This window comes from Rhizorhapis suberifaciens, assembly GCF_014200045.1.
GTDB lineage: Bacteria > Pseudomonadota > Alphaproteobacteria > Sphingomonadales > Sphingomonadaceae > Rhizorhapis > Rhizorhapis suberifaciens.
In genome coordinates, this window is sequence record NZ_JACHOV010000004.1 from 223,202 (window position 1) to 237,333 (window position 14,132).

Sequence of the window (14,132 nt, forward strand, 5' to 3'; positions counted from 1 at the left end):
ACCAATGTCCAAGACCTACGCGATGAAGATCAAAGCCGCGCCCGAGGACATTGACGAGCTTGGCCACGTCAACAATGCGGTGTGGGTGAAGTGGATACAGGATGTTGCGACCGCTCATTGGACAGCGGTCGCCGATCCTGCCCATGCCGATGCCTATTTGTGGGTCGTGACCCGGCATGAGATCGATTATCGCGGCAATGTGCACGAAGGCGAGACCGTCGTGGCGCATACATGGGTCGGCGAGGCTCCCCGCGGAGCCCGTTTCGACCGAATGATCGAATTTCTTGGCCCCGACGGCAAAGTGAAGGTGGCGGCGCGAACCACCTGGGCAATCATAGACCGGACGAGCGGACGCATCTTGCGGGTGCCGAAGGACGTCGCTGAACCATTTCTGTAACGCGTCTTATCCGGTACTGGCAAGTCCGTCTTCCAAGCACTTGCGACGAGCGAGGCAAGCCCGCCCTTGACGCGGACTCCCTGTCGGTAGCATTGTGGCGCACAAGAACATTTCAGGCACATCTTCAGGGACGGACATAATGGCCGGGCAGGCATCGGCGAAACGCACTCCGGAATGGCGCGAAATGTTGAAGCGCAGCCTGTTGAGAAGCGGCGAACTGATCGGTTCAATCCTGCTGGTCTGCGCAACGATCTTTCTGGCTCTGGCGCTGCTCAGCTACCAGCCGACCGACGCCTCCATGAACACGGTGGCCGGCGGACCGATCGCCAACATGATGGGCGCGCCAGGCGCATGGACCGCGGATTTTCTGTTATGGTTGATGGGCGTGCCGGGCGCGCTGCTGCTACCGCTGATGCTGGTGCTGGCGCGCCGGATGTGGGGCGAGGATGAAACCGCAGGTTGGCAGGGTCAGCTTATCCGATGCATGCTCGGCATTTATCTGATCGGCCTTGGGCTGTCTCTGTTTCAACCAGAACCTTTGGTGGCACTGCCAGCAGGCTGGGGCGGCATCGCAGGTCTCATCACAGCCAAGGCAATTGGCAGCCTCTCCGCCAACGCTCCTGGCGACGCGGCAGAGTGGATTTCGGTCACGCTCATGGTGGTCAGCGTCTTTGGCGGGCTTTTTATCTGGTATCGTAGCCTGGCGCTTGAAAAGCCGCTGTTCAGGCTGGAGAAACCGACACTGCCCCGCTTCCAGCTTGCCAAGCGCAATGATGCGCCTGCCGAAACACGATCCGGTAATATCGACGCAACGCCGCGTCCGGCAGTCGCCATCGCCGAGCGCCCGCCAATCAATATCCAATCGCCGCAACCCGCCACCCCGCGCGCTCAAAACCGGGAGGTCAGGCAGGACGACCTGTTCGGCAACTCGTCGCTGCCCTCGCCGGACCTGTTGCAGCAGGCCCCGCCGAACAGCGGCGTCAAGATCGACAAGGCCAGCCTGGAGCGCAATGCACGTCTGCTCGAATCGGTGCTCGACGACTTCCATGTGAAAGGCCACATTACCGAAGTTCGGCCGGGTCCGGTCGTCACCATGTATGAACTGGAACCTGCGCCAGGCATCAAGGCCAGTCGCGTCATCCAGCTGGCGGAGGACATCGCCCGCAACATGTCGGCGCTCTCCGCCCGCGTCGCAACGATCCCGGGCCGTACCGTCATCGGCATCGAACTGCCCAACGCCAATCGCGAAGCGGTGGTCCTGCACGAACTGGTTTCGGGTGAAGCCTTTGCCGATCAGAACGCGCAGCTCCCCATCATCTTGGGCAAGAATATCAATGGCGACCCGGTAATTGCCGACCTTGCGCCGATGCCGCACCTGTTGATCGCCGGTACTACGGGATCAGGCAAGTCGGTGGGTCTTAATTGCATGATCCTGTCGCTGCTCTATCGGCTGACGCCGGACCAGTGCCGGATGATCATGATCGATCCCAAGATGTTGGAACTCAGTATCTACGACGACATTCCACACCTCCTTTCGCCGGTGGTGACCGAGCCCAGCAAAGCCGTTCGCGCGCTGAAATGGGCGGTCGAGCAGATGGAGGATCGCTACCGGATGATGGCGTCGGTCGGCGTGCGGAACCTGTCCAACTTCAATGAAAAGGTTCGCGCAGCAAAGAACAAGGGCAAGCCGCTCGGACGGCGAGTGCAGACCGGGTACGACCATGAGACCGGGCAGCCCATATATGAAGAGGAGCAGCTCGATTTTCATCCGCTGCCGCAGATCGTGGTCATTGTGGACGAGCTCGCCGACCTGATGATGACAGCGGGCAAGGAAGTAGAATTCCTGATCCAGCGGCTTGCGCAGAAAGCGCGCGCGGCCGGCATTCACCTCATTATGGCCACCCAGCGGCCCTCAGTCGATGTCATCACCGGCGTTATCAAGGCCAACCTGCCAACCCGGATCAGCTTCTATGTCGCGTCAAAAATCGACAGCCGCACGATTTTGGGCGAACAGGGCGCGGAACAGCTTTTGGGTAAGGGCGACATGCTTTACATGCCGGGCGGCAAGCAGATCACGCGCGTTCATGGGCCTTTCGTATCCGACGATGAAGTCCGCGCCGTCGCGGACCATTGGCGCGCGCAGGGCAAACCCGATTATATCCAGTCGGTCACCGAAGAGCCCGAGGACGGCAGCTTTGCGCTGGATGGCGTGGACCTGTCGGACGACGGCCCGGATGCTCAGCTGTATCGCAAGGCGTGCCAGCTGGTGTTCGAGAACCAGAAGGCTTCCACAAGCTGGCTCCAGCGGCAACTCCGTATCGGCTACAACAGCGCGGCGCGGCTTATTGAGCGGATGGAAAATGACGGCTATGTCGGCTCGCCCAACCATGTCGGACGGCGCGAAGTGCTGATGGATGAGATCGGGCACCCCAAATAGGGCGTTCCAGGATGCGGGCTATGACTGAATGTGAGGTGCCGTTCCCAGGCAGCCGTCATTTCTCGCCATGGCCCAGCGCCAGATAATCGTCTGACTGCATTTCCATAAGCCGGGATACGGTTCGCTCGAACTCGAACGCGCCATCGCCTGCTTGATAAAGCGCTTCCGGCGTCGCATCGGCGCTGGCGAGCAGTTTCACCTTATATTCGTAGAGTGCGTCGATCAGGGTTTTAAAGCGCGCCGCTTCATTGCGCATATCGGGGCCGAGCTGCGGAATGCCGACAATGATGATCGTATGATATTTACGCGCGATGGCCAGATAATCGGATGCTCCGCGCGGTTCCACGCAGAGGCGCTTGAAAGAGAAGACCGCAACGCCTTTCAGCGATTTGGGAACGAACAGCTTTCGGCCGCCATGGACGTCGATCTCTTCAGAGGGCACGTGGGCCCGGTCTTCCGGCGGATAATCGGTCAGGCGGAAAAAGGCGCTCGACAGGGCGGCCGTCGCTTCCGGGCCGTTGGGGACGTACCACATGTCGACGCCACCCAAGCGTTCCAGCCGATAGTCCGTAGGGCCATCAAGCGTGATAACATCCAGTCGCTCTTCGAGCAGATCGATGAAGGGCAGGAACAAGTGCCGGTTCAGCCCGTCCTTGTAGAGATCGCGCGGAGGACGATTGGAGGTGGTCACCACCGTAACCCGCTGGTCCAGCAACGCTGTGAACAAGCGGGACAGAATAGCGGCGTCGGCCGTGTTATTGACCACCATCTCGTCGAACGCCAGAAGGCGCGCATGCTCGGCAATGGCCGCCGCCACTGGAGGGATCGGGTCGCCATTTTCCGATTTGCGGGCATCGCGCAGCCGTTCGTGCACTTCCAGCATGAACTCATGAAAATGGACGCGGCGCTTGCGATGGATTTTCAGGCTATCGAAAAAAAGGTCCATCAGCATGGACTTGCCACGCCCTACCCCGCCCCACATGTACAGCCCCCGCGGCGGCGCCGGGGCCTTGCCCAACATGCGCCACAGAACCGAGCCCCGAGCCGGTACGTCCTCCAGTTCCTGCTGAAGGACGTTCAGCCGCTCGGCCGCTGCGAGCTGATCCCGGTCAGGCCGCAATTCCCCCGCAGCGACCAGGGCGTGATAGCGCTGGATCGTTGATGGCACTGCGGGTCAGATCTGCCGCTCGACCACCATTTTCTTGACTTCAGCGATGGCCCTGGCAGGCGAGAGCCCCTTCGGACAGACGTTCGAGCAATTCATGATGGTGTGGCAGCGATAGAGGCGGAAAGGATCTTCCAGTTCATCCAACCGTTCGCCCGTCATCTCGTCACGGCTGTCCGCCAACCAGCGATAGGCCTGCAACAGGATGGCGGGACCAAGAAACTTTTCGGAATTCCACCAATAGCTGGGGCAGCTGGTCGAGCAACACGCGCACAGGATGCACTCGTAAAGCCCGTCAAGCTTTGCCCGGTCCTCCGGCGACTGCAACCGCTCCTTGCCCGAAGGTGCGGGCGTGACGGTCTTCAGCCACGGCTGAATGGAACTATATTGCGCGTAGAAATGGGTGAAGTCAGGAACCAAATCCTTGACAACGTCCATGTGAGGCAGCGGCGTGATCCGAACCTCACCTTTGCAATCTTCGATGGCAGTCGTGCAGGCAAGACCGTTTTTGCCGTTGATGTTCATCGAGCAGGAACCGCAAATACCCTCACGGCAAGACCTGCGGAAGGTGAGCGATGGGTCCTGCTCACTCTTCATTTTGATAAGAGCGTCAAGCACCATCGGACCGCAATCGTCGAGATCGATCTCGAAATTGTCGTAACGAGGATTCTCGCCCGAATCGGGATCGTAACGATAGACCTTGAACGTCTTCACCCGAGTCGAGTCCGTCGGAGCCTTGTGCACCGCCCCCTTGCTGGTGATCCTGCTATTCTTCGGCAATCTGAATTCGGCCATATCTCGTCCTCATCTGATGGAATTGCCGATAACCAAACATGCGACGAAGGCAAGACTTTCTTTGATTGGCGGTGAGTCGATCGGCCTTCGTTTCCTCTGTGAGAAACGGGAAGCGCCGAATTGCGACGAAGGGAGCAACCGTTTGCTCCACCATATATTGATCTAGGCCGGTGGGCGGATGCTGGGCTCACCCGAGTTGAACTTCGAGGATAAGACGAATGGCTTCCTCGCGCCGTACGGTTGCAATTGGAAACTATGATTTCCGATCCAGTGGCACCGTTGCTAACTCTATTGAAATCGCGACAGCGGCGGCAGCGGCGGGGCTACCTGTGGAACTGTGGGCGATCCGGGCAAGGGGGCCGCTGCTTGATCGTGTTCCGCAGGACCTACCCATAGTGGAAATTGGACGCGGTCATTGGTCAGCGGGAAACCGCAAACTTGATATGCTGCTATGCGCAAAAAATCTCAGCGCAACTCTCCAGCGCGAACTCCCCAGTGTTTTCCTGAGCGGGGGTAACCATCTGCATCTCGCGGCGCGTCTGGCGATGAGCATCGGCGACCAGCGAAAAAGGATTCGCTTTGGAATTCGGGCAAGCAATTCATCGATGCGGCCTGGCAGCAGGCGAAATGCCGACATGCCGCTCGGGCATCGCTGGAAATATGCAGGCGCCGATTTTGTCGTCGCCGTCTCAAGAGATTTAGCCACCGAAATAAGTCGCTCGCTTCCGACTTTGAATGTTCGCTTTATACCCAATGGCGTCGATGTCGGCCGCGTGCGACGGTTGGCCTCCGACCCCTTTGATCATCGATTTTTCGGGAAAGCTAAGCCATGCCCAGTGATTGTAGCCATGGGCCGGATTTCCCGGCAAAAAGGATTCGATGTCCTGATCCGGGCATTAGCTCATATATCACCCGAAGTTCGCCCCCGGCTCATCATCATCGGTGAAGGTTCGAAGGCCGAAACAGCTAAACTTCATGTCCTTGCCCAGACTTGCAATATAGCTGAAGACGTGGATTTTCTGGGCTATCTACCTAATCCCTTCGCAGCGATGAGCAGGGCCGACCTGTTTGTCTGCGCATCGCGGTGGGAAGGGGCCAGCAACGCGTTGAATGAAGCGCTGGTCTGTGGGCTGCCGATCGTTGCAACCGATTGCCCGACCGGCAACAGGGAGGCTTTGAAAAATGGGCAATATGGAACTCTCGTTGCACCAGACGACCCGCTCGCGCTGGCTCATGGTATCATGGCAGAGTTATCGAATGGGGACCGAGCAGCAATGGGACCGGAAGTGGCTGGGGAACTCAATCTCCAGGCTCGTTTGAACGAGTGGGTGGAACTACTTACATATTATCATCGACAAGCTATTGCGTTGCAATGATCGGCCAAAGTTTTGAGGCTCAGCGATGAGGCAGCTTTTAAAGGCCCACAATGGTGAGTGAAGGGTGATAGTGAAAGCGCACAATTCGGCCTAACATGATCTGTATTTTAGCTGAAAGCCACTTGATTGTTGGAGTCCACAATCCTGCGCACTGCGCCAGAAAAGGAATGGATATCTCGTGCCCCAAGCAGCCCAGCTTCATTTCGCCGGATATAACGACACGGAAATCTGGGGAATGGATAATGCGGAGCGGGTGCGGAGGCTTGTCCGTGCCGCAAGGCTGAGTCCCGGTACGGAAGGGGATCCAGTGTTATGGGTCAATCTGGAGTTCGCTTTCGATCCACTGTGGTTTCAGTACATATTGAAGAGCCCCGGTACGTTGCTGATGGCCAAGGGAAGGCCGGCGCTTGCACTGCTGAGGTCCAGCAGCGACGCGGCAAGGCTGGATAGCATGTTCGCGCGAAATACCGAGGCGCCTGCAGCTCTTACCGTGATCAACCATGACCAGCACCCGGAAATTTACAACGACTCCTTGCGTAAACTGGAATGTCCGTTTGTGGAGGTACTGAATCCCGCAACGATTCGGTCAATCGAGCGGCAGAGCTATTATGGCGCTTACAAGGGGGTCACCGACATCCTTACCAAATATCTCTGGCCGGAGCTGGCGCTGGTCCTGACGCGATTTGCCGCGCGCATCGGCATGACGCCCAATATGATCACCACAATCGGAGCAGTTCTGTGCGTTTATGCGACAGTGCTGTTCTGGCAGGGAAATTACTGGCCGGGGGTCGCGGCTGCCTTCGGCTTCATGGTACTGGACACTGTCGATGGGAAGCTTGCGCGCTGCACCATCACCTCATCGGCCTGGGGGAATATCTTTGATCATGGAATTGACCTCATCCATCCGCCATTTTGGTGGTATGCATGGGGTGCGGGGCTGACCAAAGTAGGCCTTGGTCTTGGCCATGACGCGTTTCTGACGGTCATGGCGGTCATAATCATTGGCTATGTGGTCCAGCGCCTGATTGAAGGAGCATTCATCAGATCTTTCGGCATCCATATCCATGTCTGGCAGAAATTCGATTCGATCTTCCGCCTGATTACCGCGCGGCGTAATCCCAACATGATCATCCTTGTCGTGGCGCTGATACTGAACCGTCCGGATGTGGGGCTGGAACTGGTTGCATGGTGGACAGCCTTGTCCTGCTTGATCCACGCCGTTCGCCTGGCCCAGGCATATTCCGCCAAAGTCAGGGGTGGCAGAGTGGCAAGCTGGCTGGAGCAAGGCGCATGAACGAAACTATTCGAAACTTCGGCTATCCCGCCACTTTGGTGCATGAATATGTCCATTGGGTCGCGCTGGTGCGTCCTGCGCAGTTGACGCTGGGATCGCTGATCCTTGCCGCCAAGTCGGATGCCACCGATTTCAGCGAGCTTGCGCCTGAAGCCTTTGTGGAATTGAAGCAAGTCACCGCGGATTTGACCGCCGCCCTTACCAAGGCTGTCTCCCACGCAAAGATCAACTATTTGATGCTGATGATGGTGGACCCGCATGTCCACTTCCACGTCCTGCCCCGTTATGATGGGGAACGAAGCGCTGCAGGATTGACTCTTGCCGATGCCAGCTGGCCCGGCCCGCCTGACCTATCCCAGGCCAGGAAACTGAACGAAGACGAGACACCTGCCCTTGTCGCTTGGTTGAAGGGCTATTGGCGGAGCCGGTAACGACCTTCGTCCACCCATTTCCTGGTAAGCGCGCGGGCGATCTCCACATCATGCGGGAAATCCACTTCCGCCCATTCCAGGCCCTGGATTGAGACGGTGCCGATCTCCTGTTCCAGGGCCAGCATGTCGATAGCGCGCAAGTACCAGCGCTCAACGCCTTCGGGGGTGCACATCATCTTTTCCACCTGCTTGCGGAAAATGGCAGGCCCCTCTCCCCGGAACGCAAGCATCCCGATGGACTCCGCATTGGCAACATCTGCGCTCAGGCGCTTCCCAATGGACATCAGCTTTTCGCCTTCCCGATGAACCTTCATATCGTCCTCGTCATAGGCGTCCTTGATATCTATCGTCACGGTAATCAGCCATCGTGCGCCATCGATTAGCTTCGCCACGATCTCGTCAGACACAATGGTGTCGCCGTTCAGAATAATGAAGTCGCGGTCCATGGCGTGCCGGGCGATCCAGCAGGAGCCGAGATTGTCGGCGACTTGATAGAAGGGATTGAAGATCGTTTCGATCTCCACCCCCTTCACCTGCGCCAGATGCGATTCCACCCGTTGTGTTCGGAATCCGGTCACTATTAATATATGCCGGATGCCGTTCGCCTTAAGCGCGTCTAACTGCCATTCGATCAATGTGCGGCCGTTGAAATCGATCATGCATTTAGGCATATCAGATGTGAGCGGCAACAGGCGTGATCCTTGTCCGGCGCTTAGGATAATGGCTTTGCTGATCGTCATCGAAGTTCCTCAGCAGAATGAACCGGCGCAAATGACTCAACGGGCTCGTTAAGGGGTCATGGCCGGCGGCAAACGGTACATCGACAAGTGCCTGCCGCTCCATTATGTCGACTTACGATCCTGATCCTTTCCAGTGCGGAACGGCAGAAAAGAACAGGCCTATGGTTCCCGTTGGAAAACCACCCTCGATCATGGGCGACAGTCCTCTTGCGCGGATTCTACACAATACCGCATGGCTGCTGGGTGGCAAGGGCGTAGGCGCACTGCTCAGTCTTGCTTATCTGGCCATAGTGACACGGACATTGGGGCCATCGGGCTTTGGCCAGTTTGCGCTGATCCTAAGCACTGCGCAGGCGATCAGCACGATCGTCAGCTTTGAAAGCTGGCAGGTCATCGTCAAATATGGTCAGGGGCATGTCCTCAAAAAGGATTACGACCGCCTAGGACGGCTTTTTGGCTTTTGCATCGCTATCGATATGGCGGGGGCTTTAACGGGATGCGCGATAGCCGCGGGCGTGGCGATGTGGCTTGGCCCCGCTTTCGGGTGGACTCGGGAAATAGCGATGCAGGCTGTCGCTTATTGCGCCGTCATACTGCTCACGATTCGATCCACGCCTACCGGCATATTGCGACTGTTCGACCGCTTCGATGCGGGGGCGCTTGCCGAAACCATGATTCCTGTCGCCCGGATGGCTGGAGCGTTGATCGCATGGATCACATCCCCCGGCATTACGGCATTTCTGGTCGCTTGGGCAGCGGCGGAACTGGTCTGCGGCATTACCTACTGGGACCTTGCCCTGCGGACAGCCAAAGCTCGTATCGGCAAATGGGAGCGGGCGGGCATCCTTCAGGTGCGGAATGAAAATGCGGGAATCATGAGCTTCCTTACAGCTACCAACCTTAGCACGACCGTCGGTTCGCTCAGCAGGCAGATCTCTGTCCTGCTCGTGGGCTTCTTTGTTGGAGCTGCGGGGGCCGGCCTTTATCGCCTGGCTCATCAACTCAGCATGTCGCTCACCAAGATATCCGGCCTGCTCTCACGCGCCATCTTCGCCGAGCTGGCGAAGGTACATGCCGGGCAAAGCGCCAAAAAATTGCGCAAGCTGTTTCGGCGAACCAACCGGCTGGCGATCATTGCCGGAGGCATCATCATCGCGCTGATAGTGGTTCTGGGCAAGCCACTGCTGCTGTTGATGGCAGGCCCGGAGTTTGCTGGAGCCTACCCGCTTCTCCTGCTGCTTGGCATGGCCGCCTCCATCGAATTGATCGGCGTCAGCTTTGAGCCGTTGCTGATGGCGACGGGGCACCCACGCAGCATAGTCGCGATCCGTTTGATCAACGCCCTGCTGTTACTGACTGCTCTTGCGCTTTTGCTGCCAAGGCTTGGCGCCGCAGGGGCCGCCACCTCCAATCTGATCGTTGCCGTCACTGGCGTTTTGATGCTGGGCATTGCAGCGCGGCGATATGCGCGCAAAATGCGCGAGGCGGCTTAGACCAGAGCACCGGGCGTGTGCCACTTTTCGTTCGTGTCGAGCGAAGTCGCGACACGTCTACCCACCCGCTCTAAACAGGAAGCCGCTGATGAAGTATGGCCTCCGCCATCGCCAAATCGGCCGGCTTATCGATATCGATGCAGGCCTCTGGCTGGGGCATGGAGACAATTCGGGCATTAAGACCAAGGCGCCTGCCAGCCATTGCGGCGGCCCGGTGGATCGTCAACACACGGAAGGCGGCACCAAGCAACAGCATCGGCCCGAAGGCTCCGACGATCTTCATGCCTTTCTTGCGGTCCTGTTCGACGCTCTGCCAGAGCGAGAGCAGCGGCTGCACCTTGTCGTTGGCAAACCAGAACAGGTTCGCCCCGGACCACCAGCCCTTCCGAAATTTGAGCCAGGTCCGGCGGGAAGCGGGATAACGGTCGAGCAACACGCGGCGTTCGACCATGCCGACGGCCACGTCCGCCTTTGTTGCGCCCTCAATGAAGCTGTCGATCATGGCGTGGGTCAGCAGCACGTTATCCGCCGTTGTGACCAGCGCGGGATATGCGTCCTTGCCGAGGGCGGCGGCCAATGAGCTGCTGATACCGGAACCGCTGGCGATGAACTGCACGCGCGGATCAGCCTGCCATAGGGCATCGCCGCTGGAGCGGGACAGCAATTCCGTATCTTGCGCGAGTATCAGGACGCCCCCGATTTCGCGATGCGTGAGGAGCGTCCGCGCAACGCGGGACAGCATCGTTTCTCCCGCAACAGGAACAAGCGCTTTCAGCGGTACGCCAGCGGCATCCGCCATTGGATCGCGGCCGGGCCTGCTGCCGGCCAGGACAATGGCGCAAATGCCTTTCGTCGCTGTCTCGCCATGCTCAAGCTTCATTCACGCCCTTTCATCGGCATTTGCATGTATGTTGTCATTCCAAAAGGCAAGCCGACCGTCGGGCACTTTTTGTCACGATGTTACGTTATATTCGGCATGGTCCAGCCCTGGCTTATAGCGAATCGAACAAGCGGTAGCCACGACCCCGCCCTATGCGACGCTATTGAAGAAACAGTTGCGAAATATAGCCGCGACATAGTCCGCATAATCTCTCTACCTGATGATCCACTACCCGATGCCGCCGAAGCAAAAGCGTCCGGAACGGAGTTGATTGTCATCTTCACGGGCGATGGCACGGTAAGCATGGCCGTAGATGCGCTGGAGGGCTGGCAAGGCGACCTTCTGGTCCTGCCGGGCGGCACCATGAACCTGCTGTCGCGCAAATTGCATGGGGCGCGGGAGCCGCTAGCGATATTGGAGGCCGCGCTGAAGCCGGAAGCGCAACGCGCAATTCTGCCGGTAGCGCAAGGGCATGGACTGAGGTCGCTGGTGGGTATTGTCGCGGGGCCAACAGCGGCCTGGGGCGAGGTCCGGGAGGACATGCGGCAGTTGAACGTGGGCGGTCTGATCGAATCCGTACCGCAAGCGCTGCAGGAAACGCTGCAAGGCGATCCGGTGTCGGTAGACGGCGTTGAGGGCGAATTCGAAGCGGTGTTTGTAGATCCCCAGGCGGAGGGACTGAGAGTCAACGGCATCCATGCCGGTACGGCGGCGGAATTGCTGCAACATGGCTGGGCATGGTTGAAGGGCGATTTTCGCGAAGGACCCCACACGCCTTTGATTTGCACCCCGGAAGTCGTGTTGAGACGAGAGGGGGCTTTCGCGCTGCTGGTAGATGGCGAGCAGGCGGAGGCAGCCAGTCCCTGCCGCTTTACATTAGGGGCATGCCCATTGCGATTCATTGCGACGCGCAAATAAAGTTTTGCCGAAACAAAAAGGGCGGCCCCATCGGACCGCCCTTTCCATAGTGAGATATGCTCGCGGCTGATCAGCGCTTCGCTAAAATGGTCCTCAAAATTCCGACGTTTTTTCAAAATGTTAAAGAGATCCAAAATTTTGCGTGTAAGAAACGTGTAAAGGCTCGCCTAGCTCGCCGCTGCACTGGCCTCCAAACGCAAAACTGGCAAGCAAGTCCGTTCAATCGTCGCCACGGCAGCTTCCATTGCCTCCGTGACCTCATTGACCTCACCTTCTGGTGGTTTGATCGCATACATTCCACGACGAAGCTTTTTCGTGAATTCAGCGTCTGTGCCGCCCTCGTCGTCAACGTAGCTGTCCACATCAACCTGCACGATCCAAAATTGATGGTTCAGCTTATCAATCGCCTGCTCCAGTTCTTCGCTGAACAATGCTCGCGCCATTGGAAGACACTGGTCAAGCGCCTCGCGCTCATCCTTTGTGCGATTGATCCTGTTGTAAAATGCCTGAGCAGTCACCAGCCGCTTCTGCCGCTCCTTCGTCTGCGTGTCCCAGCCATCCTTCTCTTTCATCTGCTCTTCAGCAGCGTGCAACTCGTGACCCCACATCATAACGCCACGCACATATCCAAGCGCGCGTCGCGCCTTATAAGTCGCCGTCAAAATTCGCTCAGCCTGATCTTGCTTACGCTCAGCCAACTTCTGCGTGCGCCACGCATCAAATGTGTTTGCGCCCTTGATCGCAGCCCATACGACAGCACCTACACCGCCAAGAGTGCCAATGCCTTGCAGCATCGTTCCCGTCGCTGCCCAATCAACTGCCGCATTGCATATCGCGTAAGGCACTCAACTTTCCTTTACAGCAACATCGCCATCCTCATCGCCCTCACCTTCATCAGCGATGTATGACTTCATTTTACTGATGAGATGAAACATAAAGTCCGTCATCATCAAAGCATTCAAACTCGTCTGCCTGCTGCTGTATGATATTATGCCGTGTAACGATGCGTGACGATTAGGCACTGGATCATTCGCAAATTTGGAAATCTCCGCTGCGTCTTCTCCAACGCGCGCGTAGAGATGCTCTTCCATTTTGGTGAACAAGTTCATTCCAAACTCGTAAGACAGCAAATCGCCTGCTGGTAAATCACGTGCAGCCTCACTGACGCCTGGCAAACTCGTTATACCAAACGCCTTCAGCTTTCCTTTGGGCGTCTGTTCAGTAATCGTCCGCTTGCCGCCGTATATTTCGTTGCTTGCCACCCTTTCAATCTCTGGAAAAAGCGTCCTTGGAACAGCACGATATAGACCGTGACGATGCGCGCTCAGCGCCTCTCTGAAGGTTGCCTTGGCCTCGTTATCAATCTGATAGCCGTCCAGATTTTCTAAAAACTGGCCTTCGACCTCATCCCAAGCCTCAGCATAGTGCGTTGCTATCGCCTCATTAGCTGCTGCTACGTCGCTCTCTTCCACATCAATCAAGTAGAATGGCGTCGTATAATGCGGCAACCAACCCGTCTGCTCAACAAGCTCCGCCTTCTTCCGCTCCTCCGCGATACGCGCAAAAACCTGCTGAAACGGTGCCAAGCTCGATTGCACCGTAGCCTGCCAAGCTTTACCTATTGACTGAATGCTTTCAGCAATGGCCTGACTGTTTTTCTGCCAATCAGATATTACGGTCGTAAACGATGGCGGCAAAAATGGCCGCACCACCATCGTATCTTGGATACCTTTCAATACTTGCGGTTCGACAAATGCAGAACGCCACCGCTGCGTTGCCTCAGTGATTGCATTAAGATCGAGGGACTTCGTTAGCTTCGGAGCTTCCTGCGCCTGCTTAACAATCCCCAAATCAAGCGATTTTTGTATACTCGCTGCCTGTTTCGCAATCTCGCCTAGTTTCAAAGATATTGCACGCTCAGGATCACTCATACCGCCCCCTCCCCGGGATCTCGTGGGTGCCAAGATATAGCACCAGATTACGGGCTGAATATGAGACTTTACGAGTTCCACGCGACAAACCTCGCAAAGCATCACTGCTGTTAAGCAGCCAAGTGGTTAGCATTGACTTGTTTTGATATCCGTAAGCTGCCGCTCATTTTCGCGATCAAAACCAGAACACGTGTAATCTCACGTACTAAGAACGTGCAAACGAAAAAGGGGGCCATTTCTGACCCCCTTTTCCTTAATTTCCAAATGTTTAAGCG

Annotated in this window: 13 protein-coding genes; 7 read left to right on the forward strand and 6 right to left on the reverse strand. The window is 57.3% G+C overall.

Translation table 11 applies throughout. The features are described from left to right. The first annotated feature begins 4 nt into the window (after positions 1 to 4). Positions 5 to 397, forward strand: coding sequence for an acyl-CoA thioesterase (locus tag HNQ99_RS06985; protein WP_184474914.1), 393 nt, complete (start codon positions 5 to 7; stop codon positions 395 to 397). Between the two features lie 139 nt (positions 398 to 536). Next, positions 537 to 2,834 (forward strand): FtsK/SpoIIIE family DNA translocase, encoded by a 2,298-nt coding sequence (locus tag HNQ99_RS06990; RefSeq protein ID WP_184474915.1) that lies wholly within the window; start codon positions 537 to 539, stop codon positions 2,832 to 2,834. Positions 2,835 to 2,889: 55 nt separating this feature from the next. Here HNQ99_RS06990 and zapE read toward each other — a convergent pair whose 3' ends face one another. Next, on the reverse strand, positions 2,890 to 4,002 hold the full coding sequence (gene zapE, locus HNQ99_RS06995) for a cell division protein ZapE (protein WP_184474916.1): 1,113 nt from the start codon (positions 4,000 to 4,002) through the stop codon (positions 2,890 to 2,892). 6 nt (positions 4,003 to 4,008) lie between these two features. Further along, entirely contained in the window at positions 4,009 to 4,794 is a 786-nt protein-coding gene (locus HNQ99_RS07000; RefSeq protein WP_184474917.1) for a succinate dehydrogenase iron-sulfur subunit, read from the reverse strand. 218 nt (positions 4,795 to 5,012) lie between these two features. On the opposite strand from HNQ99_RS07000, the gene HNQ99_RS07005 reads away from it, so the two are divergent. The 3 genes from HNQ99_RS07005 (at position 5,013) to HNQ99_RS07015 (ending at position 7,895) form a co-directional block, all read left to right on the forward strand. Then, positions 5,013 to 6,170, forward strand: coding sequence for a glycosyltransferase (locus HNQ99_RS07005; protein ID WP_184474918.1), 1,158 nt, complete (start codon positions 5,013 to 5,015; stop codon positions 6,168 to 6,170). 235 nt (positions 6,171 to 6,405) lie between these two features. Further along, the gene (locus HNQ99_RS07010) at positions 6,406 to 7,464 is read left to right on the forward strand and encodes a CDP-alcohol phosphatidyltransferase family protein (RefSeq protein ID WP_184474979.1); all 1,059 of its coding nucleotides are present in this window, start codon (positions 6,406 to 6,408) and stop codon (positions 7,462 to 7,464) included. Next, positions 7,461 to 7,895: an HIT family protein gene (locus HNQ99_RS07015; protein WP_184474919.1), complete on the forward strand. Its 435-nt coding sequence runs from the start codon at positions 7,461 to 7,463 to the stop codon at positions 7,893 to 7,895. Before HNQ99_RS07010 ends, HNQ99_RS07015 begins: the two co-directional genes overlap by 4 nt. Here HNQ99_RS07015 and HNQ99_RS07020 read toward each other — a convergent pair. Next, positions 7,877 to 8,635 (reverse strand): phosphocholine cytidylyltransferase family protein, encoded by a 759-nt coding sequence (locus HNQ99_RS07020; protein WP_184474920.1) that lies wholly within the window; start codon positions 8,633 to 8,635, stop codon positions 7,877 to 7,879. The two genes, HNQ99_RS07015 and HNQ99_RS07020, sit on opposite strands and share 19 nt — an antisense overlap. Before the next feature lie 161 nt (positions 8,636 to 8,796). Here HNQ99_RS07020 and HNQ99_RS07025 point away from each other — a divergent pair, with 161 nt between their 5' ends. Then, the gene (locus HNQ99_RS07025) at positions 8,797 to 10,128 is read left to right on the forward strand and encodes a lipopolysaccharide biosynthesis protein (protein ID WP_246414689.1); all 1,332 of its coding nucleotides are present in this window, start codon (positions 8,797 to 8,799) and stop codon (positions 10,126 to 10,128) included. 70 nt (positions 10,129 to 10,198) lie between these two features. Here HNQ99_RS07025 and HNQ99_RS07030 read toward each other — a convergent pair whose 3' ends face one another. Beyond that, positions 10,199 to 11,008, reverse strand: coding sequence for an NTP transferase domain-containing protein (locus HNQ99_RS07030; protein WP_184474921.1), 810 nt, complete (start codon positions 11,006 to 11,008; stop codon positions 10,199 to 10,201). 96 nt (positions 11,009 to 11,104) lie between these two features. On the opposite strand from HNQ99_RS07030, the gene HNQ99_RS07035 reads away from it, so the two are divergent. Further along, the gene (locus HNQ99_RS07035) at positions 11,105 to 11,926 is read left to right on the forward strand and encodes a diacylglycerol/lipid kinase family protein (RefSeq protein WP_184474922.1); all 822 of its coding nucleotides are present in this window, start codon (positions 11,105 to 11,107) and stop codon (positions 11,924 to 11,926) included. Between the two features lie 167 nt (positions 11,927 to 12,093). On the opposite strand, the gene HNQ99_RS07040 is transcribed toward HNQ99_RS07035, so the two are convergent. Then, complete coding sequence (locus HNQ99_RS07040; protein ID WP_184474923.1) at positions 12,094 to 12,771, reverse strand: hypothetical protein; 678 nt, start codon at positions 12,769 to 12,771, stop codon at positions 12,094 to 12,096. Next, on the reverse strand, positions 12,772 to 13,857 hold the full coding sequence (locus HNQ99_RS07045; protein ID WP_184474924.1) for a hypothetical protein: 1,086 nt from the start codon (positions 13,855 to 13,857) through the stop codon (positions 12,772 to 12,774). It abuts the gene before it with no gap. Between the last annotated feature and the right edge of the window lie 275 nt (positions 13,858 to 14,132).